Below are 21,607 nucleotides of genomic sequence, written 5' to 3' on the forward strand. Positions count from 1 at the left end.
GATCAGTCGAAATCGGAGGCGGCACGGCGTCGGCGCCTCCATACGACGATCACCGCGACGGCGATCGCTACGACCGCTACCGCGGCGATGAGATAGGTGGGGCCGCGGAGCGTGTCTTCCAGATGGCTCCAGTTCGCACCGACGCCGTAGCCTGCGACGGCCAAAGCCGCAGTCCAGGGCAGGCACCCCGCCACCGTGTACACACCGAACCGGACCGGCGGCATGCCGGCGATGCCTGCGGGCAGCGAAATGAACGTGCGAATGCCGGGCAGCAGGCGCGCCCAGAACACCGAGGCCGCGCCGCGGCGGGCGAACCAATTCTGGGCGCGATCGATATCGTCCTCGCGCAGGAAAATATAACGGCCCCAACGGTGCAGCGCCGGGCGGCCCCCGTAACGTCCAGCCAGCCACGCCAGATAGCTGCCGAGCACATTGCCGATGGTCCCGGCCGCGATGACTGCGACCAGATTCGGGTGCGGCCCACTCACCGCTCCAGCCGCCAGCGCACCGCCCAGCAGCATCGTCACTTCCGACGGAATGGGTATGCACGCCGATTCCGCGGCCATGAGCAGCAGGATCGCGGTCAGACCGTAGGTGAGGATCAGATGTTGCACAGCGTTGTCTCCTTCGGCGCCGCGATACCGTGGCGCGCGCCGCGGCCCGGAATCATTTCGCGGCCCGTGCCGCATAGTCGTTCGCCGGCCACAGAGAATCCCGGTATCACTCGGCCACTCTGTCAAGGTGGCGCTGAGAACGCGCTGAGACCGAGTACGTGGATTGCCCGGGGTGATCGAGGATGAGTGGCATGCGCGACCTCGAGATCGTCTGGAGCCCATCCCTGTGGGGTGTGCGGGTCCGGTCGGCGCTGACCTCGGCGGCGGTCGTAGCGGTGGTGGTGCTGCTCGGCGCGGTGGTGATGCTGTCGCTGCTGTACCGATCCCTGTACGGCTCGGTCGATTCTCCCGCACTGGCGCGCATCACCGAGATCACCGGGCAGTTGGGCACTTTCGCACCCGACGAGCTGGATCCGGTGCTGCTGACGGCCACTTCTCATATCGAGACAGTGCAGGTCTTCGATTCCGACGGCGTTCTGGTGCGAGGCTCGGCCGGCGCGCCCTCGCGCCCGCTCGTCGCTGTGCCGGTGTCCGGTGGTGTGACCGGGTTGTCCGTCCAGGGCAATTCGGATCTGCGCGTTTCGGCGCGTACGGTCCGCGGTCGGTCCGGGACGTTCACCGTGTTGGCGTCGGTCAGCGCCGAACCGGTCGAGGATGCGCTCAAAGATGTTTCTCTCGGACTGGCCCTGAGCGGACCGATCGTCGTCCTGGCCGCCGCCGCGGCGACCTACGCGTTGGTGGGACGGTCGCTGTCCTCGGTGGAAGCGATTCGGGCCCGAGTGGCCGACATCGGCACACTCGCACTCTCACAACGGGTTCCGGTTCCGGCCGCCCGCGACGAGATCGCCCGGCTGGCCACCACGATGAACGATATGCTGGCCCGCGTCGAAGCCGGCCACTCCGCCCAGCGCCGCTTCCTCGCCGACGCGTCCCACGAGTTGCGCAGTCCCCTCGCGACACTGGTGGCCGGGCTCGAACTGGCACATGAACACCCCGACGCCGCCGACGACGCTTTGCTCGGATCGACGCTGCTGCCCGAAGCCGTCCGCATGCAGAAACTCATCGAAGACCTGCTCACCCTCGCCGCGGCCGACGAACACGGCCTCGTACTGCACCCCACCGACGTCGATCTCGACGATATCGCCGCGACCGTCGTGGCCCTGGTGCGCAGCACGTGCTCGGCGCAGATCACCGTTCGGCTGCAACCGGTCCGGATGATCGGCGACCCGCAGGCGCTGACGCGTGTCGTGCGCAATCTCGTCGACAACGCTGTCACGCATGCCCGCTCGGCTGTCACCGTCACAGTGGCGCGCACCGACACCACGGCTCAGGTGGTCATCGACGATGACGGGCCCGGAATCCCGGACGCCGATCATGTCCGGGTGTTCGATCGGTTCGTCCGACTACAGGACGACCGCGCCCGCACCAGTGGTGGTACCGGACTAGGACTGGCCATCGTCGCCGAAATCGCCGCAGCCCACCACGGCACGGTCCATATCGGCCGGTCGCCATCGGGGGGAGCGAGCCTGGAGGTGGTCGTGCCACTGCGCCCTCCGCAGAGCGAATCACCCACGGCCATCTGACAACCCGCGACCAGATCGCCCCGTCGAGCCCTCGGACGAACCGCGTGTTCGATTTCTCAGCGTGCTCTCAGCGCCGATCGGGCAGGCTTCCGGGGCGACGGCGATGCGGCCGCCGACCTCGAAACTTTGACCGCCCGCCACTGGTATCGGGCCCGAAAAGGCCTGTCTGTCGCAAGCTCTCGACACCGTCCCGGAATCCGGACGGTGTCGAACTCTGTGTCCTGCTCCCCACTCCCAAAGGTGTCTCGTTGAGTTCCACATCCGGTAGACAGAGTTCGTCATCGTCCGCGCTGACTCGCATCGGTGCGCTGCGAGTCCCCGAGATCACCGCCGCATTCTGGGTCGTGAAGGGATTGTCCACTGCCATGGGCGAATCCAGTTCCGACTATCTCGTCACCACCATCGACCCGGTGATCGCCGTCGCCCTCGGCTTTCTGGCTTTCGTGGCAGCCCTGGTCCTACAGCTGCGGGTCGGCCGTTACATCGCCTGGACCTACTGGCTCGCGGTCGTCGCGGTCGGGGTGTTCGGCACCATGGCCGCCGACGTGATGCACGTCGCGCTAGGTGTCCCGTATCCCGTCTCGACCGCGTTCTACGCCGTCGCCCTGGCCGCGGTGTTCGTCCTCTGGCACCGCACCGAGCGCACCCTGTCGATTCACAGCATCGACACCACCCGCCGAGAACTGTTCTATTGGGCCGCGGTCGCGGCGACCTTCGCCATGGGCACCGCACTCGGCGACTTCACCGCGTACACACTGCATCTGGGCTATGCGGCCTCGGCAGCGGTCTTCGCTGTTCTGATCGTGATTCCCGCTGCCGGCTACCGATGGCTGGGCTGGAACCCCATCTTCAGCTTCTGGACCGCCTACGTCATCACCCGCCCGCTGGGCGCCTCGATCGCCGACTGGCTCGGTAAGGCGCGGGACGTCAGCGGTCTCGGGCTCGGCGACGGACCGGTCGTCGCCGCGATCGGCCTGCTCATTCTCGGCCTGGTCACCTACCTCGCCGTCACCAAAACCGATGTGCAGCAGCCCCTCCGAACCGCGGCCGCACGCCCCGAGGACCCAGCGCTGCGTCGGTGATCAGCCGCCGAATGCCGAACCGGCGGAGCCGGCGGGTTCAGCTATCGACTGATGCCGGCATGCGGGCTGTCAGTTTCGGGTCGAGTCCAGACTGGCCAGCGCGGCACGCAAGCGGATGGTGGCGTCGGCGGCGACCGGTTCCAGGGCAGGTTCGCCGGTCACCTGGACCATGAGTTCGGGGTTCATGGCTTCGACGATGATGGTGTCGGGATCGGTGGAGTCGCGACGAACCACGACGTTACAGGGCAGCAGCAGGCCGATCTGACGATCGATGTCGACGGCGCGATGGGCCAGGGGCGGATTGCAGGCGCCGAGAATGCGGTAGTCCTCCATATCGTGGCCGAGTTTGGCTTTGAGGGTGGCGCGCATGTCGATATCGGTGAGGATGCCGAATCCTTGGTCGGCCAACGCGGCGCGGGTGCGCTCGATCGCGTCGTCGAAGGTGGTGCGCAGCGTGGTCGAGAGGGCCAGATCCATGATGTGCTCCGATTCGGGAGTTCAGGCGGTGGGCGTGGGGCAGGGCTGGTCGGTGATGCCGAGTCGGCGCATCGCCAGGGTGGCTGGGCACCAGCCCACGGCGCCGTAGAGCATCAGATTCGCACCGACGAGGGCGGTGAGCACCAGCCACCACGGTGACAGGGTCGCTGCCAGCAAGGCGCTGAGCAGGATGAGTGCGCCGGCCAGGGCCGGAACCAGCCGGGTGATGGTCCATCCGTACGGACGGGGTGGCAGTGCCATCGGGGGAGTCCTTTCCGGGTCCGCCCGGTCCCGGTGTTGTTGGGGTCAGGCCAGGGCGAGGAAGAGCTTTTCCAGTTCGTCGATGGTCATGGGTGCGCTACCGCCTTCCGGTGTGGCGGTGAGGCATTCGCGCAGTCCGGTGGCGACGATTTTGAATCCGGCGCGGTCGAGGGCTTTGGAGACCGCCGCGAGTTGGGTGACGACGTCCTTGCAGTCGCGGCCGTCCTCGATCATGGAGATGACTCCGGCGAGTTGGCCTTGCGCGCGGCGCAGCCTGTTGAGTACCTGAGCGATAGCGTCGTCGTTGCCGATCATCGATATTTCCCTTTCTCGAATCCCCGCCCCAATATACCCGGAGGGGTATTCGAGGCGGGTGTTCGTTTCGAGAGTCGGGCCACTGGTCAGTGGTGGGCGAAACTGATGGCCGGCAGCACCCGGCGCAACCACGCCGGTGCCCACCACGCGGCCCGGCCGGTCAGGCGCAAGATGACCGGCAGCAGCACCAGGCGCACCAGGATCGCGTCCAGCAGGACCGCGACGCCGAGGATGATGCCCATCTCCTTGGGCGGCAGCGGGTCGGCGAGGGCGAAAGTGAAGAACACCGCCACCATCACCGCCGCGGCCGCGAAGATGACCCGCCCCGAATGCGCCAGGCCGTCGACGAGGGCGACGCGCGGGTCGCCGGTGCGTTCGTGGTGTTCCTTGGCGGTGGCCAGCAGGAACACCGTGTAGTCCATCGCGATCGCGAAGATCATCGCGAAGAAGAACACCGGCCCCCACCCGTCGAGAAACCCTTGCGGGGTGAACCCGAGCAATCCGGAGCCGTGCCCGTCCTGGAACACGAGTTTCGCCACGCCGAACGCCGCAGCGGTCGACAACAGGCTCACCACCGTGCCCAGGGCCGCGATCACCGGTGCCTGCAACGCGATCAGCAGCAGCAAGAATCCCAATGCCAGGATGATCGACACCACGATCGGCAGGTAGTCATCCAGGGTCTGTTGCAGATCGAGGTTCTCCGCGGCCGCACCGCCCACGAGGGCGTCGGCGGGAAGATCGCTGCGTAGCCGGTCCAGGATCCCCGCCATCTCCGGCGAGGACGGATCCACCGCCGGCAGCGCCCGCATCATCACCAATCCGCTGTTGTCGGCGGCCGGTTGGGGCGGGGTGAGCATGACGACCCCCGTGCTGGAGCGGGCAGCGTCAGCGGTGGCCTGCGCGTCGGCGGCGGGGGTGATGATCGACAGCATCCCGGGCGCACCGGGCCCCATCTGTTTTTGGATCAGCTCGTAGCCTTGGCGGACCGGCGCGTCAGCGGGCACGACCTGGATCGAGGGCATGGCGGTCTTGAGTCCGAACACCGGTGCGGCCAGCCCGATCAGGATGGCCAGCGCCGCGACGGCGAATGGCCACGGATGGCTGTGCAGCAGCTGCCCCCACCGCGCGAACCACGGTGAACGGTGCTGCTGGCGCCGCGCGAACGGCAGTGAGGCTGCGTTGACCTTGCCACCGAGCGCACCGAGCGCGGCCGGCAGCAGCGTCAGGGTCGCGGCCAGCACGAACACCACCGCGAGCATGATCCCCACCGCCATGGTGCGGACCGCGGGCGCGGGCACGATCAGCACCGCCGACAGGCTCACCAGCACTGTCAACCCCGACAGCAGGACCGCCTTGCCGGCGGTGTCCATGGTTTCGGCAACGGCGGCGCGGGAATCGGCGCGGGTGAGCGCGTCACGGAACCGTGCCACCAGGAACAGTGCGTAGTCGATGCCGAGCGCGAGGGCGAACATCATCGCGAAGTTCATCGCCCACACCGAGATCGGCGTGACCTGGTTCAACAACACCAAACCTCCGGCCGACGCAACCAGACCGGCGATGGTCAGCAGTAGCGGCAGCCCCGCGGCGACCAGGGACCCGAAAGCCAGCACCATGATCGCCAAAGTCACTGGCCAAGAAAACAATTCGGCCTTGATCATGGCGTCGTGATTGGCCTTGTTGAAATCGCTCCACAATGCCGAAGCCCCGGTCGGATACACCTCGATCCCGTCACCGGACAACGCGGTCAACGCCGCTTTGTGCGCGTCGACGGCTTTGACCATGGCATCGGTCGAGGCGTTCGCGCCGGCGATCACGATGCCGGTGTGCTTGTCGGGACTGATCGTGAACCCGGGCTGCGGGGCGATCACCGCCGCGAACCGATCGTCACCGGCGAACACCGCGCCGACCTGCCCGATGAGATGTTGCATCACGGGATCCTCGATCGCGGCGGTGTCGGAGTGGATGACCACCTGCACCGCGGCGGAGGAATTGCCGCCGAAGTGCTGCTGAGCCAGCTCACGGACCCGGACCGATTCCGAGCCGTTGGCCTGCCACCCCGCCCCGGCCAGCGAGGTGAACACACTCGGGGCGGCGGCCCCGAGCGCGATCAGCACCAGCAGCCATACCCCGATCACCGCCCGGGCGTGCCCGGCCATGAACGCACCCCATCTGCCCAGCGCACCTGATCGCCGGCCCGGATTCTGCGAACCCGGCCCGGAGTGAATGAGCGTCGTCTCCGCCATTCGGCCCTCCTTGGATACCCCTAGGGGTATGTTGAATGTCGGGCCGACAATACCCCAGGGGGTATTGTCGAGGACACCCCCCGATTCATCGAGGTAAAGGAGTTCAGCTTCATGGGCATCGTCGAGTTCATGCGCAGCACCGCCGGGCGACTGATCCGCATCGTCGCCGGAATCGCGTTGATTGTGATCGGACTGGCCGCCCTCGGCGGACCGGCGGGGGTCATCGTCGCCGTCATCGGACTGGTTCCTGTCGCCGCGGGCGTGTTCAACTTCTGCCCGCTCGGGCCGGTCTTCGGTGTTGATCTGCACGGGCAGCCTCGCCCACACGGCAGCCACTGACCCCGCGATCGATCGCGAAAGAACCACTCTCACGCGGCGGTTCGCTGTTGCACCCGCATCGCCGCGCCACTTCTCGAGGAAGTCGATGATGGCCGAAATAGACCTGTATCTCGATCCGGTGTGCCCATTCGCGTGGGTGACCTCCCGATGGCTGCTGGCCGCTGCCGACGACAGTCCGCACACAGTGCGGCTATGGCAGATGAGCCTGGCCGTCCTCAACGAGGGTCACGACGTCGACGCCGACCACCGGCCGATGATCGACCGGTCACGGCGGCTCGGCAGGGTTTTCGCCGCGGCCACCGAGACCGCCGGATCCGACGCCTTCACACGCCTGTACAACAGTGTCGGGACGCGACTGCACGTCAATGGCGGCGACATCGGCACCCCCGCGCTCGCCGAAGCGCTCGCCGAAGCCGGCCTGGATCCGGCACTGTTACGCAGCCTGAACGATGCCGGCCTCGATATCACGGTCACGGCAGCGCACCGCGTCAGTCAGGACGCTCTCGGGGGTCGCGGCGGAAGCCCGATCATCGTCATCGACGGGCAGGGTTTCACCGGCCCCGTTCTGACCGAAACCCCTGCCGCACAGCAAGGTCCGGCGCTGCTGGCCGCGATCGTCACCGCCGCGACCACGCCCGGATTCGCCGCCCTGCAACGCCCCTACCAAGGCCCCCCGAGGATCGATCACAGGACGGAGGCGGCCCACTGATGTGTTCACCGATCCGATGCCGCACCTGTGGCAAGACCACCTGGTCCGGCTGCGGCGCTCACATCGACCGGGTCCGCGCCACCGTCGCGCCCGACCAATGGTGCCCAGGTCATGAGGCGCCTGGCCAGACCACACCATGGTGGCGTTCCCGAAGGAGATAAACGGTTCCAGCCCCTCGGCCCCTGGCGGGCCTTTACGGTGCGTCGGGTACCCGCAGTGGCCGGTGGGTGGAGCGTAATAACCTGCGGTTCAGTCGATTGCGAGTTTGGTAACCCGAGTCAGGAATCAATTGTGGTGCCGGTTGCCGTGGCGGCTACGGACCTGTAGTGACCCGAAGCGTGCAAATTGCTGGGCGAAGCAAATGTCACAGGGGCGAGGGTGCGGCCCGCGCTTCTTCACTCGCCGTCGCCGTCCGCCGATCCTGCGGAATCGGCTCGGTCCTGCCAGACGGCTTTGGCGCCGCTGTCGCCGATGCGGTAGACGGTGATCGCCGAGCCGATCGATACCGCGAGCGCCACGACCGCCACCGCGATGACGACGGTTCTGTTCGCGATGGTTGTTTTCGACTGTTCGGCAGGCCATTTCAGTCGGGCGCGGATCCGCTCGTCGTGTATCGCCCACCACACGGCCGACAGCAGGACCACCCCCGCCGACCAGAGCAGCATCTGGTCACCGAGGTGGGCGTGGGTGCGGATGAGCGTGGTGCGACCACTGTTGTGTTCGAGCCACTCTCCGGAGTGCGAGGTCAAAGGCACCGCGACGAGCGTGGCGAATGCCGCAATGGGAGTGATGACACCGAGTCGCCGCCGCGCGGCGGGCCACAGGACCGACAGGATCAGCAGTAGCGCGGTCAGCGGCACCATCACCACGACAATGTGAACGAACAGGACGTGGGCGGGCAGCCCGTTGATCATGGTGGGCCCCAAGACGGCTCAACTCCTCGGTCACGATATGTGGCAGTCGGTCGGGCGCAGCGTATTGGCCGGTTCTTCGAAGATTCTGGGAAGCACGGCAACCGGGGTTCAATGGGTCGCTGCGGCCGGCAGGTGCATGGTGAAGGTCGCGCCGTGGCCGAGCGCGCCGCCGACGGTGATGTAGCCGTCGTGCGCCTCGACGACTTCGCGGACCAGCGCCAGCCCGATCCCGTGGGCTCTGACGCCCGCACTGTGCCCGTCACCGTGCGCGAATCGGCGGAACAGCTGTTCGGCGTTGCGGGGTTCGAGTCCCGCGCCGGTGTCGGAGACGGTAACGCTCACCTCGGCGCCAGCCCGGTCGACGCTCAAAGTGATGGTGCCCCCGGTTGTTTCGTGGTTGACCGCGTTGTCGACGAGCGCGAAGACCGCGCGCCGCAGCGCCGGGCGGACGCCGTCGACGATCGGCTTCCCGGCGGCCGGACCCGTACTGACATCGATTGAGATCCCGCGAGAATTCGCCTCTGCGGCAACGCTTTCGCGGACCTCGTGGCACAGCTGGGCCAAATCGACGCGCTCGCTGCGGCCGGGTTCGTGCCGCGCGGACGCAGCCAGCAGCAGGTCGTCTACAACATCGCCGAGGGCACGTGTGTCCGCGACCAGCCCGTGCAACTGCATGCTCAATCCCTCGTCGAGGCCGGTGCGGCGAGCCAGTAACTGGGTACGCGTGTGCAGTACCGTCAGCGGTGCGCGCAGTTCATGCGAGGCGTCGGCGACGAAGCGCCGTTGCAGCGCGAGAGCGTCGGCCAGGGGACGGATCGCGCGGCGTGAAAGCGCCACGGCCACACCGGCGGCGGCGGCCAGACCGGCGAGCTCGGCCGCCAGCAAGGCAACCAGCAGCCGCTGGCGGCCCTGCTGCCAGGGCGTCAGGTCCAGTAGCACCGCGACCTTCAAACCGGATTGGTCGACGACCAGAGCCCGGTAATCCACGTCGCCGGCGTGCATAGTGCGGTAGCCCGTCGGTCCGGTCACCGCGGTGGCGGTCGGCGCGGGTGCGTTGGGGCTGAGAGAGATCCGGCCGTTGTTCGCACTGATGGCGATCGCCATTCCCGGCGGCGGATCGTTGGCATCGTCGACAGTCGCGGCCACCTGCGAGAGTTGATCGTCGATCTGACGGCTTTGGATGCTCGCATCGGCGATGTAGAGCACTACACCGACCAAGACCAACGCCGCGGCGAGCGTGAGCGCGGCCTGCGCAGCCGTAGCACGCGCAGTGCGCCGCAGCACGGTCATTTCGGTCGGTATCGCGGCCTGACCACTGAAGCGGCGGCGCTTCACGGGCGGCCGAGCTGATAGCCCAGCCCGCGCACGGTGGCGATGACCTCGCGGCCGAGTTTGCGGCGCAGATAATGCACATAGGTATCGACGGTTCCGATGGTGTCGGCCCGATCGAAGACCAGTTCCAGCAGCTGCGGCCGGGTGAACACCTGCCGGGGAGATCGGGCCAGCACCGCGAGCAACCCGCACTCGCGTTCGGACAATGCCACCGCGTCGTCGGTGCTGCGCGGGTCGACAACTGTGCGGTTTTCCAGAACCAGTAGCCGCACGCCGAGCGGGAGGGACGTCGAAGCAGCGAGGTGCCGGCGGTGCAGGGCCCGTATCCGCGCGAGCAACTCCGGGATCTCGAACGGTTTGACCAGGTAGTCCTCGGCACCGGCATCGAGACCCTCGACCCGATCCACCAGCGCCCCGCGAGCTGTGAGAACCAGCGCGGGGGTGATGACCGCTCGCTCGCGCAGGACACGCAGCAGGTCCAGACCCTCCAGCACCGGCAGGCCCCGGTCGATGATCATCACCTCGAACTCCCCGGTCAAACCCTGATGCAACCCACTTTGGCCATCCCGGGCCGTCTCCACCCGATAACCCTCTTCGATCAGCAGCATCGACAGCATCTCGGCGAGTTGGCGGTCGTCTTCGATGAGCAACACCCGAGGTCCGGAGGTAGCGAGCATGGTGTCAGCCTGCCACCGAATTTCCTGCAACGGTTCGCTCGGAGCGTTCGCGCGGCGAATTCTCAGAGCGTTCCCAGAGTAGGTGCGCACGATGGTGTTCAACATCGACGAATACGAGGTAAGTCATGGCGGTATCGCAACCCGGGCGCCGGGCCGGGCGCACCGCCACCCGGGCACTGCTGGCGCTGGGGGTGGCGGGCACGATCGGCGCCTCGGCGACCGCGTACTCCGATACCGACGCCTCGCACGCCTCGACGCCCGCCGTCGGCACCGGTTCGCGGGCAGGGCAATCGGATTCACCTGGCGCCGACAGCGGAACCTCCGGCGGCACCGTTCCACAGATCCAATCGGGGACGGGCGGGTCACACGCGCGGTCGAGCGGATCGTGATGCCCGGCCGCCTCGCGGTTCACACCGGCTGGCAGCGACCGGTCGCAGCCGTGGACTGGCCACTGTGGAGCACCACGGCCCGCCTCGTTGTCACCGATCCAGATGCCCTGGACTCGGCCTTCGACCTGGTTTGTACCCATTTGGACGCAGTCGATCAGGCGTGCAGCCGGTTTCGCAGCGACTCCGAGATCAGCCGGCTCGCCGTCAGTGGCGGCCGACCCGTTGAGATCAGTTCACTGTTCGCAGACTATCTGCGCGCCGCACTCGAGGTGGCGAAGGCGACCGGCGGTGACGTCGACCCGACCGTCGGGGCCCAGCTGGTCGGGCTGGGCTATAACCGCGACTACATGCTGATCGCCGGCATCGATATCACGGAATCAACTGTGCCCATGCACGTTACGGTTACCCGGCGCGCCGACTGGTCGGCCGTCACCCTCGTGGATCGCAGTGTGACGGTGCCCGATGGTGTGCTGCTCGACCTCGGCGCTACGGCAAAGGCTTTCGCCGCCGACCGGTGCGCGCATCTGGTCGCGCACGAACTCGGTTGCGGAGTCCTGGTCGGTCTCGGCGGCGATATCGCCACTGCCGGGCCCGCACCTGCGGAAGGGTGGCAGATCGAGGTGCGGGACGGTCTTGCCGAACCGCGCTGCCAGATCCGGCTGCCCGGCGGCGCGGCTGTAGCGACCTCCAGCACGCTGCGCCGACAGTGGTTCCGCGGCGGTCGGCTTGTGCACCACATCGTCGATCCGCGGACCGGGGTAGCGGCAGAGCCGGTGTGGCGCACCGTTTCCGTGGCCGCCGGATCGTGTTTGGCGGCCAATGCGGCAAGCACCGCAAGCATCGTTCGCGGCAAAGACGCTTTCGGTGGTCTGCGCCGATCCGGGTTACCCGCCCGGCTTGTCGATCGTGACGGCCGAATCAGCACGCTGGGCAATTGGCCTGTCGAGCGGGACGAGGCGTAGGCGATGCAGACAAGTTTGGATCAGGCGCTCTGGGCGTTCGGCCGGGGAAGTGGAATCACCGCCCTCGCCATGCTGACGGTCGCCGTGATCACCGGGATCGGCTCCCGTTCCGGGCGCACGCTGCTGCTGCCGCGCTTGGGTCTTGCCGAATTGCACCGTGGCGCAGCGTTGATCGCGACCGCGTTGATCGGCATCCATGTGCTCAGTCTGCTTGCGGATCCGTATTCCCAGCTGCGGCTGCTCGATGCCCTCGTGCCCTTCGCGGGGAACTACCGTCCGCTCTGGGTCGGGCTGGGGACCGTCGCCGTCGATCTGCTCGCCGCGATTGTGGTCTCCGCGCTGCTGCGCCATCGTATCGGTCCGAATGCGTTTCGCGTGATCCATTGGGCCGCTTATGCTTTCTGGCCGATTGCACTGATCCATGCGCTCGGGGCGGGGACAGATGCCGGGCGTCCGTGGATGCTCGCCCTCGCGGCGGCGTGCACGCTCGCCGTGGCCGCCGCTCTGGCCTGGCGGATCAGCGGCGATTTCGCAGAATTCGGGAAAACGCGCGAGCGGAGCATCCGATGAACGACCACCACGACCTGATCCTCGCCGAGCCGACCATCCTCCGGTCTGCCCCGCCTGTCGGCGCTCGCCGCCTGCTGGCAGCTACCGGACCGGAGTTGGCCGCGCACATCGTATGTCACGGTCCGCTCGCCGCGGCGACGAATCCGCAGTTCCTCATCGACAGCATTGCCGCTGCCGGATTGCGCGGACGCGGCGGCGCCGGTTTCCCCACGGCGCGCAAGATGGCGGCCGCGGGTGCGGAACGCAGGCCGATCGTCATCGCCAACGGCGCCGAGGGGGAACCGGAGAGCCGTAAGGACGCGGTGCTGCTCGCGCGTGCTCCGCACCTGGTGCTCGACGGCCTCACCGCTGCCGCAGCGGCCATCGGTGCGCACGAGTGCCATCTCTATGCCACCGAATCGGCGCTCCAGCCGGTCCGCCGGGCGCTGTCCGAACGTCTCGCCGCCGGATACCGCGGTCCGCGCGTCGAGCTCACCGCTGCCCCGGAGACATTCCTCTCCGGTGAGAAGTCCGCCGTCGTCAACGGCATCGCCGGACGGCCGGCATTGCCAGGTGATCAGCGGATGAGTCTGTCACGCAAGGGATTACGTGGCCGGCCGACGCTGGTGCACAATGTGGAGACCCTGGCGCACGTAGCCTTGATCGCCCGCTACGGGCCACACTGGTTTCGTGCCCTCGGTACCGCCGACGAACCCGGCACCATGCTCGTCACCCTCAGTCGCACCACGGTGACCGGGGTGGTCGAGGTGCCCATCGGCTCCTCTGTGCTCGACCTGATCGGACGCAGCGGACGCACCGATCCCGCCACTGTGCGGGCCGTGCTGATCGGGGGATATCACGGCACCTGGATTGCAGGCACAACCTTGCGGCAAGCCGCCCTGTCGGCAGCCGCGCTGCGCCCACTGCGCGCCACGCCCGGCGCCGGACTGGTCCGCGTGCTCCCGCTGTCCGAATGTGGTCTGCGCGCGAGCGCCGACATCGCCACCTACCTCGCCGAACAGAGCGCCGGCCAGTGTGGGCCGTGCCGGAACGGACTACCGCAACTCGCCGCCGATCTCACCGAACTGGCCTACGGTCGCGGTGGTGGCGATCCCGCGGAGATCGCGCGACTGGCCCACCTCGTCGACGGTCGCGGGTCCTGCCATCACCCGGACGGCACCGCCCGTATGGTCCGCTCCGCGCTCATCGCGTTCGCCGACGATGTACGGCTCCACCGGCGAGGCACCTGTCAGGCAACCCTCGCCGCAGCCGGATACCGGAGCCCGCGATGACCCACACCGGATCCGGCGAACCAGCACAGCGACTCCACATCGACTGGACCCGATGTGATGGTCGCGGATTGTGCCACGAACTGCTCCCGGAAATCCTCGACCGCGACGACTGGGGTTATCCCCTTGCCGTCGATACCCTGCTTATCGGCCCCCGATATGGTGCGGCCGCCCGCGATGCGGTCGCGCTCTGCCCGCGTCTGGCTCTCGCCCTGATTCCTCTCGACAACGGCTGACTCGGCGAAGTCGAGGTGTTCGGTTGGGTATCGCTTCAGTTGATTCGCAAATTCAGCCTTCGAGCGGCCGGTAACTGTTTGCCGGTCCATGACCTCCGTTGCCGGGGCTCAGGAATGAAGGGGGTACCTCATTCCTCGACCCGTCGGCCCAGTTCTCGCGCACATCCTCGACAATCTCGAAAGTGTTGTGCGGTCGAATGTTTCGGCCGATGCCGCGCCGGTCATTCGTGGCCTTGCCGGGACCGCCCGGGGACCTGATGGATGAGGAGTGAACGGTGTGATGAATCAGGCGAAAATCGGCGGCACTGAGCATCGCTATCGATCCGATCGTCTGGGCGAGGCCGACCGCCGCTACCGTCAGGTGTTGTCGCGCTTCGCTGATCGCCTCGTCGGAGATTCGAGTCGCGCCGAGGACATAGCGCAGGAAGCTTTGGTCAGGCTGTGGGAGCATCCGCAGTTGCTCGGCGCGCCGACGGGGACGCTGCGTTCGTGGCTTTTTACTGTGACACGCAACCTCGCCTATGACGAACTGCGGTGCGGCCGGCGGCGACACGAATTCGTCGCCGGCGCGGACGGGCTGCCCGACCCTGGCATAGCTGATCCGTGCGCGGGCGTGGCCGTCTCCTTGGTCGTACAGAGTGCTTTGGCAACGCTCAGCCACGATCATCGAGTTGTTGTCCTGTACGCGTATTACGGAGGCGCCAGTACACAATTCATCGCCGACGAACTCGCTGTCCCACCGGGCACGGTCAAATCGCGTCTGCACTACGCGATGCGCGCACTCCGAGCCGAATGCACCGCACAGGGCGTGACAATCGACGCCTGAACCGGCCCGTGCTCGACGGGCCTGCGGGCGATGCCGACACTCAGTGTTGGTGCCCGTCCAGATCATGCGCAGTGTGATCATGAGCCGGGTGCTCATCGATCATGCCGTGGTGTCCGGCGTGCTCATGCCCGGAATGATCGTGTTCGGCGTCGGGTGCGCCGCCCATCATGCGCAGCATCGGGATGCCGCCGGTGCGCACGAACAACGTGACCAGCAGTGCCGCGAGGAGGAGAAACGCGATGTTGAGCCAGGTGGTGTAGTTCCAGCTGATGCCTTCCTTCATCACCATGGTGTTGCGGTCGGCGGGGATCAGACTTGTTGCGCCGAAGAGGAGTTCGACGAGGTAGCCGGCGACGACCATGGCGGCGTAGAAGGTGCCCAGCAGGGTGAGCATCATGCGGGCGCCGTAGTACTTGCGGTAGATATTGAGGATCGGCAGGATCAGCAGGTCGGCGTAGATGAACGCGATCACGCCACCGAAACTGATGCCGCCGTTCCACAGCACCGCCGCCAAGGGCACATTGCCGATCGAGCAGACGAAGGAAAGGATCGCGACCAGCGGTCCGATGATCGGTCCCCAAATCGCCGCCAGCAGTGGGTGATCGGTGAGGAAGAACGTCTGCCAGAAAGTTCCCGGCACCCACGCGCCGATCGCACCGGCGATGAGCAGCCCGATCACGAGGTCGCGCAGGATCGCGGCCCACTCCATGACGAACACATGTGAGACGGCCGTCAGGCCCTTTCCGGATACGAGCCGATGCAGGAACGAACCCTCGGTGGGTACCGACATGTCCATGGCCGCATGGCCTTCCATGGATCCGGCCATGCCCCGATCGGCTTGGCGGCGGGCTTCGTCGACGAGCTTGGACCGCACGAAAAGGCGGAACAGCACCGCCAGCAGTACGATCATGATCGGCCCGCCGACGAACTCGGCGGCGGTGAACTGCCACCCCATCAACAGGGCCAGGATGACGCCGAGTTCGACGACGAGGTTGGTGGAGCCGATCTCGAAGGCCATCGCCGCGGTGAAGTTCGCGCCCTTGCGGAACAGTGAACGTGCCAGTGCGACAGCGGCATACGAGCATGACGACGACGCGGCGCCCAGTACGGCGGCGACTGCGAGGGTGCGCGGACGGTCATCGCCCAGGAGGCGCAGGATCGTCGATTTACGTACGATCGCCTGTACGACGGCCGATAGTGCGAATCCGAGGATCAACGCCCACAGGATCTCCCAGGTCATCGACCCCGTCAACGCCAGCGCGTGTCCGATCGCGTTCACAATTGCCCCCGTCTCGCTGCGTGCCGGTACCGCCGTCGCGGCCTCTTCACTGCGAGAAGCTATACCCGGTAAGGGTATAGGTCAAGCGCTGTCGGTCCCACTGCGAGCCGCTGGCCGATGCCTGCGACTCCACACAGTTCGCGATCTCACGATCAGCAGGACCTTCCCGGTCAGCAGGGCGGTCACAGCGGCGACGACCGCAAAAGACCAGTGCCAGTTCGTTACTGCATATCCGGCCACACCGAGGTGGATCACGACCGTCATCGTCACGACCACCGCGACCGATAGGGACACGTGCCCCCGCCGGCCAAATACCTGCAAGTGCTCCGAGATCATGGCGAGACCTCGGCGTCGGTCGCGGCGGAGCCGTCGACTTCGTGCCAGTCCACGGCAAGTTCTCCAGGACCGAAGCGCTCGAGATCGCGGGTGATGGTGTCCCGGATCTGTTGCATTGCTCGATCATCGGAGGCATCGATGCGCGCGACGAGCGCGTCTGTTTCGGCGCGTAGAGCGCATCGACCCCACGGGTCGAAGTGGATGGTGGTGAGTGCGCCGGTCGACTCGATGCGCAGCCGGACCTCGCCGCGGGCGATCGGATTGCTGCCGTGCATGCGCATCCGGTGTGCGCGCGGTGAGGCCATCGCGCTGGCGTGCTTGCCGAATCGGCGCAGATACCTGCCCGATTGATCGGTGGCGATGCGGGCTTCGATGGTTGGCATGGTTGTCACGACCTTGTGACTGTGGCCAGCCACGCGTGGCTGCGGGTCGGGTCGGGAAGAATCTCGATGAACGACTCCCGGAGGGAGTCGATGCGCCAGCCGTCGGTGAAGGCGGATTCGATGTCGTTGCGGCTGAGTCGATGTGGGCCCCAGATGCCGGGTTGGCGGTCGCTGAAGCCGAGCATGAAGTAGCGCCCGCCCGGACGTAGTACGGCGGCGAGGCTTTCGACGTAGGTGCTGCGCGCGTCGGGGGAGAAGATGTGGAACAGCCCGCAATCGAGCACGGTATCGAATGTTTGCGTGAGTCCGGCCGGTTCCAGAGCGTCGTGGCGGAGGAACGTCGCGTCGAGTCCGCGATCTCGGGCCTTGCGCTGGGCGCGTTCGATCGCCTGCGCCGATTGGTCGATGCCGACCGTGTCGTGGCCGAGACCGGCGGCGAGTAGAGCGTGTTCACCTGTGCCGCAGCCGATATCGAGTACCCGCCCGTGGAACTCGCCGGCCTGCGCGAGAGCTGTGAAAGCGGTCTGGGGCCGGTCGATATCCCATGGCGGTCTGGTGGTGTAGAGGTCGTCGGGGCCGGTCGGACGACGGAAATCGGGATGGAGTTCGTGCTGGGGAGTGGACATTGCCGTCTCCTGTGGACGCTGGTTCGTACCCCGAGTGGGGCTGATCCGACTTTATCGATACATAGTGTCTCGAGTCAATGCTTGATGTATTTACTGAAGTCGTCACGTATAGTCACAGGGTGCCGAAGCTGTGGAACGAGACGATCGACGCGCACCGTGAACAAGTGCGTGAGGCGATCGTGAATGTCACGTCGACCCTGGTATTCGAGCAGGGTCTGCGAGCGGTCACGATGTCGCAGATCGCCGAGCATGCCGGGATCGGCCGGGCGACCCTGTACAAGTATTTCCCGGACGTCGAAACGATCCTGCGCACCTGGCACGCCCGCCAGATCGACAGCCACATCAGCGAACTCACGCAGGTACGCGCCGGCGCGGGCAGTCCAGGTGAACGGCTCGACGCCGTCCTGGCCAGCTATGCCCACATCGCGCACCAAACCGGCAGTCATGACCGGGAACTGGTGAAGTTCCTGCATCCCGACGAGCGGATCGTCAACGCGCAGAACCAGCTTCGGGAAATAGTCCGCCAGCTGATCGAAGAGGGCGCGACCGCGGGCGAACTCCGCGACGATGTCGATCCTGCCGAACTGGCCAACTACTGCCTGCACGCCCTGTCCGGCGCCGCCGAGCTCACCACCGCGGAAGCGATAGCGCGCCTCGTCGCCCTCACCGCGGCGGGATTGCGTCCGCCGCAGTCCTGAATATGCAGGGGCGCTACGGAATTCGCTGCGTGTCCCCCTGGGCCCGGCGCGACGCCGCGGCGGACAACCATGGCCCGCCGGGCACATCGGTGCCCGGCGGTGTCTGTCAGGCTCGGTGCCCGCAGGAATCAGCGGACGTACGACAGGACGCTCATCATCCCGGCGTCAGCGTGATAAGTATTGTGGCAGTGCATCATCCACTGTTCGGGGCGCAGTGCTACCTCACGGGCCGCCGCGTTCGCCGTTCGGCGCTGAGCCTCGGCGGCGCGGACCGCGCCGGAGTCCGGCCCGATGAGGGTGCGCGAATTCTGAGAACCGCTCGAACACGCGGCCGGCGCGGCGGCCGCTGCGAGGCTACCGCCGAGGGCCAGGAAGCCGCGCCGGGCAATTGGTGCCGCGAGCGGGGATTGCTCGGGGGACATGTGTTCTCCCTGAAGGTCATGGTCGTACCAGTGAATTGCGAAGGAATCGGTGGCGGTCAGGACCGCATCCGGTCGGCGAAGGGCCGCGGAAGCGGTGAGACAGTCAGATCCGCAGAATCGACAATTCGGCTAGGCACGGCATGGTCCAGGGTGGTGGTCGCTCGAGTCGGGCCTGCCAGCTCAGGGACTGGAGTCGACGACCGTCAGGCGGGGCGATGTACCCCAGCTTGTACAGCAGCACGAGGGCGAGCGCGAAGGTCACTGCCGACAGGATGAATACACACTCGTGCATAGCCCCGTGCCCCGGCGGGTGTTTGTGGCCCGCCGCAGCCGTATTCGAGTGACTATGGGTGTGCATTGCCGCGACGCTGCCGTGTTCATGCACTGAAGGCTGAGTACCGGGCCCGATGGCAAACACGCCCGCATGCATGGCCGCGATGGCAAAAAGCAACACGAACACCCCGAGTATCCGGGACAGACCGGAAAATCGGCGCGGCAATCGCTGTTCGATCACACCGCCATCATAGCGGGATGGAGCCCTAACCCCGTAGGGGTATTACCTCTGCGCTGATGCGCCGCGTGCACGGTTCCAGGCGGCCACACGCAGCAGGCGTAGACCGTTGAGGCCGACGATCACGGTGGAGCCCTCGTGGCCCGCCACACCCAACGGCAACGGGAGGTGCCCGACGAGATCCCAGATAACCAGGACGGTGATGAACGTGGCGGCAATGACCAGGTTCGCGACCACGACGCGCCGAGCACGCCGCGATAGCGCGATCACCGCGGGGATCGTCGTCAGATCATCACGTATGACCACAGCGTCGGCGGTCTGCAGGGCGAGGTCGGATCCCGCACCGCCCATTGCGATCCCGACATGTGCGGCGGCCAGGGCGGGAGCGTCGTTGATGCCGTCGCCGACCACGGTCACCCGCCCGCCACCGGACTCGAGATCACGCACGGCGGTCACCTTGTCCTCGGGCAGCAGCCCGGCGCGTACATCGGTGATCCCGACCTGCCGCGCGAGCTGGGTGGCGGTCGCGAGGTTGTCGCCGGTAAGCAGAACCGGTGCGGCGCCGGTCAATTCGGTGACCGCGGCGATGGTGGCAGCGGCTTCGGCGCGGATTTGGTCGGTGATGCCCAGAACCGCGATCGGATCGCGTTCACACAGCACGACAACAGCCGTTCGCCCCCGTGCCTGCATCGCTTCGACTGCGGCTGCGGCCGCCGCGTGGTGTGCGGTCGTGGTGACCGATTCCAGCAATCTGGTGGGGGAGCCGACCTGAATGAAGTGGCCGTCGACCAGGGCTGAGACACCTCGGCCGGGTTGAGAAGTGAATTTGTCGGCGGCAGGCAGTTCGAAACCACGCTGGCGGGCGGCGCGCACGATCGCGGCAGCCAGGGGGTGCTCGCTGGGGTGTTCGACAGCCGCGGCCAGTCGCAGGATCTGCTCTTCGGTGAACGGTGCGCCCGGGAGCGGACTGATGTCCGCGAGTTCGGGGGTGCCGCGGGTCAAGGTGCCGGTCTTGTCGAACGCGACCCGGGTGGTGCTCCCCAGTTGTTCCATCACCACAGCCGATTTCACGAGCACACCGTGGCGCCCGGCGTTGGCGATGGCTGCCAGCAGCGGCGGCATCGTGGCGAGAACAACGGCACAGGGGGAGGCGACGATCATGAACGTCATCGCCCGCAGCAACGAGTCGCGCAAAGCGTCGCCGAACAGCAGGGGAACGATGAACACCGCGAGTGTGGCCGCGACCATGCCGAGCGAATAACGCTGCTCGACCTTCTCGATGAACAGCTGCGTCCTGGCCTTGGTTCGGCTTGCTTCCTCGACCAGACCGGCAATCCGGGCGACCACGGAATCTTCGGCACGCCGGTCGACTCGCACTCGCAGCGAACCGGTGCCGTTGAGGGTTCCGGCGTATACCTCGTCCCCGAGAGCCTTGTCGACAGGCAGGGGTTCACCGGTGATCGTGGCCTGATCTACCTCACTCGCACCACCGACGACCGATCCATCAGCGGCGATCCGATCCCCCGGGCGAACCAGGATCACGTCGCCGACCTCTAATTCTGTTGCCGCGACGGTGTCTTCGCCACCGTCTGGGGCGAGTCGGGTGGCGGTGTCGGGGGTCAGATCCAGCAGCCCGCGGACCGAGTCCTCGGTGCGCGCGGTGGCCAAGGCTTCCAGCGCACCGGAGGTGGCGAAGATGACGATGAGTAGCCCGCCGTCCATCACCTGCCCGATCGACGCCGCTCCGATCGCCGCGACGACCATCAGCAGATCGACATCGAGGGTCTTCTCCCGCAGCGCCTGCAGTCCCGCCAACCCTGGTTCCCAGCCGCCGGTGACGTAGCAGGCCAGATACAACCCCCACCACAACAACGATGGCGCCCCCGATGCCTGAGCTGTCAGGCCCACCAGGAACAGCGCCAATGCCGCTGCTGCCCAGCGCATCTCGGGTAGCGCGAACAACCTGGTTCGGTGAACCGGGATGACCGCGGGCGCAGAGGTGGGGCGTGTGGGCGTGGCGGTGGACGAGGCCACGGGTCACCTCCGGTGATGGGGTAATGAACCACCCGAGAATAACAGAACATATGAACAAGTCTTCACCAATGCCTGTGAGCTACACTGCGCGATATGGGACACGGTGTAGAGGGCCGCGACCGGCCGGTCACCCGGCTGGACGCCGATTCCGCCGCGCACGTCGCGACCACGCTGCAGGCTCTGGCCACCCCGAGTCGGCTGCTCATCCTTGCCGAACTGCGCCAGAGTCCGCGAGCGGTCACCGAGCTCGCCGAGGCCGTCGGCATGGAACAGTCGGCGGTGTCCCATCAACTGCGGCTTCTGCGCAACCTCGGCCTGGTCACCGGCACCCGCGCCGGCCGCAGCATCGTGTACAGCCTCTACGACAACCACGTCGCCCAGTTGCTCGACGAAGCCGTCTACCACAGCGAACATCTCCGCCTCGGGCTTGCGGATCGACCCGATACCGCAAGCTGACAGGCAGGCTCCCACTCGGCCTGATCGGGCGCGCCTGGCCGGGATCGGTCGACCACAGCGAGGAT

At 66.8% G+C, this 21,607-nt stretch carries 26 protein-coding genes; 12 read left to right on the forward strand and 14 right to left on the reverse strand.

Features of this window, described 5'->3' with window-relative positions; genetic code table 11:
• Positions 1–2: 2 nt before the first annotated feature.
• Positions 3–614: a DedA family protein gene (locus tag OG716_RS04245; protein ID WP_405136376.1), complete on the reverse strand. Its 612-nt coding sequence runs from the start codon at positions 612–614 to the stop codon at positions 3–5.
• A 191-nt stretch (positions 615–805) separates the two neighbouring features.
• Here OG716_RS04245 and OG716_RS04250 point away from each other — a divergent pair, with 191 nt between their 5' ends.
• Positions 806–2,197, forward strand: coding sequence for a sensor histidine kinase (locus OG716_RS04250; RefSeq protein WP_405136377.1), 1,392 nt, complete (start codon positions 806–808; stop codon positions 2,195–2,197).
• Positions 2,198–2,445: 248 nt separating this feature from the next.
• Positions 2,446–3,279, forward strand: a complete 834-nt coding sequence (locus OG716_RS04255; protein WP_405136378.1) for a hypothetical protein — start codon at positions 2,446–2,448, stop codon at positions 3,277–3,279.
• Positions 3,280–3,348: 69 nt separating this feature from the next.
• Here the strand turns inward: OG716_RS04255 and OG716_RS04260 are convergent, their stop codons facing one another.
• The 4 genes from OG716_RS04260 to OG716_RS04275 form a co-directional block, all read right to left on the reverse strand.
• On the reverse strand, positions 3,349–3,756 hold the full coding sequence (locus tag OG716_RS04260; protein WP_405136379.1) for a DUF302 domain-containing protein: 408 nt from the start codon (positions 3,754–3,756) through the stop codon (positions 3,349–3,351).
• A gap of 21 nt (positions 3,757–3,777) precedes the next feature.
• Positions 3,778–4,017: a DUF2892 domain-containing protein gene (locus OG716_RS04265; protein WP_405136380.1), complete on the reverse strand. Its 240-nt coding sequence runs from the start codon at positions 4,015–4,017 to the stop codon at positions 3,778–3,780.
• 45 nt (positions 4,018–4,062) lie between these two features.
• Complete coding sequence (locus OG716_RS04270; RefSeq protein ID WP_405136381.1) at positions 4,063–4,332, reverse strand: metal-sensitive transcriptional regulator; 270 nt, start codon at positions 4,330–4,332, stop codon at positions 4,063–4,065.
• 86 nt (positions 4,333–4,418) lie between these two features.
• Positions 4,419–6,575: an MMPL family transporter gene (locus tag OG716_RS04275; RefSeq protein WP_405136382.1), complete on the reverse strand. Its 2,157-nt coding sequence runs from the start codon at positions 6,573–6,575 to the stop codon at positions 4,419–4,421.
• A gap of 111 nt (positions 6,576–6,686) precedes the next feature.
• On the opposite strand from OG716_RS04275, the gene OG716_RS04280 reads away from it, so the two are divergent.
• The gene (locus OG716_RS04280) at positions 6,687–6,914 is read left to right on the forward strand and encodes a DUF2892 domain-containing protein (protein WP_405136383.1); all 228 of its coding nucleotides are present in this window, start codon (positions 6,687–6,689) and stop codon (positions 6,912–6,914) included.
• Positions 6,915–7,002: 88 nt separating this feature from the next.
• The gene (locus OG716_RS04285) at positions 7,003–7,623 is read left to right on the forward strand and encodes a disulfide bond formation protein DsbA (RefSeq protein ID WP_405136384.1); all 621 of its coding nucleotides are present in this window, start codon (positions 7,003–7,005) and stop codon (positions 7,621–7,623) included.
• A 395-nt stretch (positions 7,624–8,018) separates the two neighbouring features.
• Here OG716_RS04285 and OG716_RS04290 read toward each other — a convergent pair whose 3' ends face one another.
• From OG716_RS04290 to OG716_RS04300, 3 genes are all read right to left on the reverse strand, one after another.
• Complete coding sequence (locus OG716_RS04290; RefSeq protein ID WP_405136385.1) at positions 8,019–8,549, reverse strand: DUF2231 domain-containing protein; 531 nt, start codon at positions 8,547–8,549, stop codon at positions 8,019–8,021.
• Between the two features lie 96 nt (positions 8,550–8,645).
• A complete protein-coding gene (locus OG716_RS04295) occupies positions 8,646–9,827 on the reverse strand; it encodes a sensor histidine kinase (protein ID WP_405136386.1) in 1,182 nt (393 codons plus the stop codon).
• A gap of 41 nt (positions 9,828–9,868) precedes the next feature.
• The gene (locus tag OG716_RS04300) at positions 9,869–10,546 is read right to left on the reverse strand and encodes a response regulator transcription factor (RefSeq protein WP_405136387.1); all 678 of its coding nucleotides are present in this window, start codon (positions 10,544–10,546) and stop codon (positions 9,869–9,871) included.
• Positions 10,547–10,671: 125 nt separating this feature from the next.
• On the opposite strand from OG716_RS04300, the gene OG716_RS04305 reads away from it, so the two are divergent.
• From OG716_RS04305 to OG716_RS04330, 6 genes are all read left to right on the forward strand, one after another.
• Positions 10,672–10,935: a hypothetical protein gene (locus tag OG716_RS04305; protein WP_405136388.1), complete on the forward strand. Its 264-nt coding sequence runs from the start codon at positions 10,672–10,674 to the stop codon at positions 10,933–10,935.
• A complete protein-coding gene (locus OG716_RS04310; RefSeq protein WP_405136389.1) occupies positions 10,935–11,897 on the forward strand; it encodes an FAD:protein FMN transferase in 963 nt (320 codons plus the stop codon). The genes OG716_RS04305 and OG716_RS04310 overlap by 1 nt, the downstream gene beginning before the upstream one ends.
• 15 nt (positions 11,898–11,912) lie before the next feature.
• On the forward strand, positions 11,913–12,467 hold the full coding sequence (locus OG716_RS04315; RefSeq protein WP_405136390.1) for a ferric reductase-like transmembrane domain-containing protein: 555 nt from the start codon (positions 11,913–11,915) through the stop codon (positions 12,465–12,467).
• Positions 12,464–13,738, forward strand: coding sequence for an NADH-ubiquinone oxidoreductase-F iron-sulfur binding region domain-containing protein (locus tag OG716_RS04320; RefSeq protein WP_405136391.1), 1,275 nt, complete (start codon positions 12,464–12,466; stop codon positions 13,736–13,738). The genes OG716_RS04315 and OG716_RS04320 overlap by 4 nt, the downstream gene beginning before the upstream one ends.
• Complete coding sequence (locus OG716_RS04325; protein WP_405136392.1) at positions 13,735–13,971, forward strand: ferredoxin; 237 nt, start codon at positions 13,735–13,737, stop codon at positions 13,969–13,971. Before OG716_RS04320 ends, OG716_RS04325 begins: the two co-directional genes overlap by 4 nt.
• A 280-nt stretch (positions 13,972–14,251) precedes the next feature.
• Positions 14,252–14,797, forward strand: a complete 546-nt coding sequence (locus tag OG716_RS04330) for a sigma factor (protein ID WP_405139515.1) — start codon at positions 14,252–14,254, stop codon at positions 14,795–14,797.
• Between the two features lie 40 nt (positions 14,798–14,837).
• On the opposite strand, the gene OG716_RS04335 is transcribed toward OG716_RS04330, so the two are convergent.
• The 3 genes from OG716_RS04335 to OG716_RS04345 form a co-directional block, all read right to left on the reverse strand.
• Entirely contained in the window at positions 14,838–16,139 is a 1,302-nt protein-coding gene (locus OG716_RS04335) for a permease (RefSeq protein ID WP_405139517.1), read from the reverse strand.
• A 269-nt stretch (positions 16,140–16,408) separates the two neighbouring features.
• Complete coding sequence (locus OG716_RS04340) at positions 16,409–16,795, reverse strand: DUF2218 domain-containing protein (RefSeq protein ID WP_405136393.1); 387 nt, start codon at positions 16,793–16,795, stop codon at positions 16,409–16,411.
• Between the two features lie 5 nt (positions 16,796–16,800).
• The gene (locus tag OG716_RS04345; RefSeq protein WP_405136394.1) at positions 16,801–17,421 is read right to left on the reverse strand and encodes a class I SAM-dependent methyltransferase; all 621 of its coding nucleotides are present in this window, start codon (positions 17,419–17,421) and stop codon (positions 16,801–16,803) included.
• Between the two features lie 119 nt (positions 17,422–17,540).
• Between OG716_RS04345 and OG716_RS04350 the strand changes: the two genes are divergently transcribed.
• On the forward strand, positions 17,541–18,119 hold the full coding sequence (locus tag OG716_RS04350) for a TetR/AcrR family transcriptional regulator (protein WP_405136395.1): 579 nt from the start codon (positions 17,541–17,543) through the stop codon (positions 18,117–18,119).
• Positions 18,120–18,247: 128 nt separating this feature from the next.
• Here OG716_RS04350 and OG716_RS04355 read toward each other — a convergent pair whose 3' ends face one another.
• The 3 genes from OG716_RS04355 to OG716_RS04365 form a co-directional block, all read right to left on the reverse strand.
• Positions 18,248–18,541 (reverse strand): multicopper oxidase domain-containing protein, encoded by a 294-nt coding sequence (locus OG716_RS04355; RefSeq protein WP_405136396.1) that lies wholly within the window; start codon positions 18,539–18,541, stop codon positions 18,248–18,250.
• A 103-nt stretch (positions 18,542–18,644) separates the two neighbouring features.
• Positions 18,645–19,055, reverse strand: coding sequence for a DUF6153 family protein (locus tag OG716_RS04360; RefSeq protein ID WP_405136397.1), 411 nt, complete (start codon positions 19,053–19,055; stop codon positions 18,645–18,647).
• 42 nt (positions 19,056–19,097) lie between these two features.
• Positions 19,098–21,086 (reverse strand): heavy metal translocating P-type ATPase, encoded by a 1,989-nt coding sequence (locus tag OG716_RS04365; protein WP_405136398.1) that lies wholly within the window; start codon positions 21,084–21,086, stop codon positions 19,098–19,100.
• Positions 21,087–21,179: 93 nt separating this feature from the next.
• On the opposite strand from OG716_RS04365, the gene OG716_RS04370 reads away from it, so the two are divergent.
• Entirely contained in the window at positions 21,180–21,542 is a 363-nt protein-coding gene (locus tag OG716_RS04370; protein WP_405136399.1) for an ArsR/SmtB family transcription factor, read from the forward strand.
• Positions 21,543–21,607 lie beyond the last annotated feature (65 nt).

Source organism: Nocardia sp. NBC_01388 (assembly GCF_045040085.1).
Lineage (GTDB): Bacteria > Actinomycetota > Actinomycetes > Mycobacteriales > Mycobacteriaceae > Nocardia.

Bases quoted from the DNA above. Each gene is read 5' to 3' on its own strand.
- OG716_RS04310 (WP_405136389.1), top strand. From the start codon at position 10,935: ATGCCCGGCCGCCTCGCGGTTCACACCGGCTGGCAGCGACCGGTCGCA.
- OG716_RS04370 (WP_405136399.1), top strand. From the start codon at position 21,180: ATGGGACACGGTGTAGAGGGCCGCGACCGGCCGGTCACCCGGCTGGAC.
- OG716_RS04295 (WP_405136386.1), bottom strand. From the start codon at position 9,827: ATGACCGTGCTGCGGCGCACTGCGCGTGCTACGGCTGCGCAGGCCGCG.
- OG716_RS04285 (WP_405136384.1), top strand. From the start codon at position 7,003: ATGGCCGAAATAGACCTGTATCTCGATCCGGTGTGCCCATTCGCGTGG.
- OG716_RS04355 (WP_405136396.1), bottom strand. From the start codon at position 18,541: ATGTCCCCCGAGCAATCCCCGCTCGCGGCACCAATTGCCCGGCGCGGC.
- OG716_RS04275 (WP_405136382.1), bottom strand. From the start codon at position 6,575: ATGGCGGAGACGACGCTCATTCACTCCGGGCCGGGTTCGCAGAATCCG.
- OG716_RS04325 (WP_405136392.1), top strand. From the start codon at position 13,735: ATGACCCACACCGGATCCGGCGAACCAGCACAGCGACTCCACATCGAC.
- OG716_RS04345 (WP_405136394.1), bottom strand. From the start codon at position 17,421: ATGTCCACTCCCCAGCACGAACTCCATCCCGATTTCCGTCGTCCGACC.
- OG716_RS04265 (WP_405136380.1), bottom strand. From the start codon at position 4,017: ATGGCACTGCCACCCCGTCCGTACGGATGGACCATCACCCGGCTGGTT.
- OG716_RS04320 (WP_405136391.1), top strand. From the start codon at position 12,464: ATGAACGACCACCACGACCTGATCCTCGCCGAGCCGACCATCCTCCGG.
- OG716_RS04260 (WP_405136379.1), bottom strand. From the start codon at position 3,756: ATGGATCTGGCCCTCTCGACCACGCTGCGCACCACCTTCGACGACGCG.
- OG716_RS04270 (WP_405136381.1), bottom strand. From the start codon at position 4,332: ATGATCGGCAACGACGACGCTATCGCTCAGGTACTCAACAGGCTGCGC.
- OG716_RS04250 (WP_405136377.1), top strand. From the start codon at position 806: ATGCGCGACCTCGAGATCGTCTGGAGCCCATCCCTGTGGGGTGTGCGG.
- OG716_RS04305 (WP_405136388.1), top strand. From the start codon at position 10,672: ATGGCGGTATCGCAACCCGGGCGCCGGGCCGGGCGCACCGCCACCCGG.
- OG716_RS04330 (WP_405139515.1), top strand. From the start codon at position 14,252: ATGAATCAGGCGAAAATCGGCGGCACTGAGCATCGCTATCGATCCGAT.
- OG716_RS04280 (WP_405136383.1), top strand. From the start codon at position 6,687: ATGGGCATCGTCGAGTTCATGCGCAGCACCGCCGGGCGACTGATCCGC.
- OG716_RS04340 (WP_405136393.1), bottom strand. From the start codon at position 16,795: ATGCCAACCATCGAAGCCCGCATCGCCACCGATCAATCGGGCAGGTAT.
- OG716_RS04300 (WP_405136387.1), bottom strand. From the start codon at position 10,546: ATGCTCGCTACCTCCGGACCTCGGGTGTTGCTCATCGAAGACGACCGC.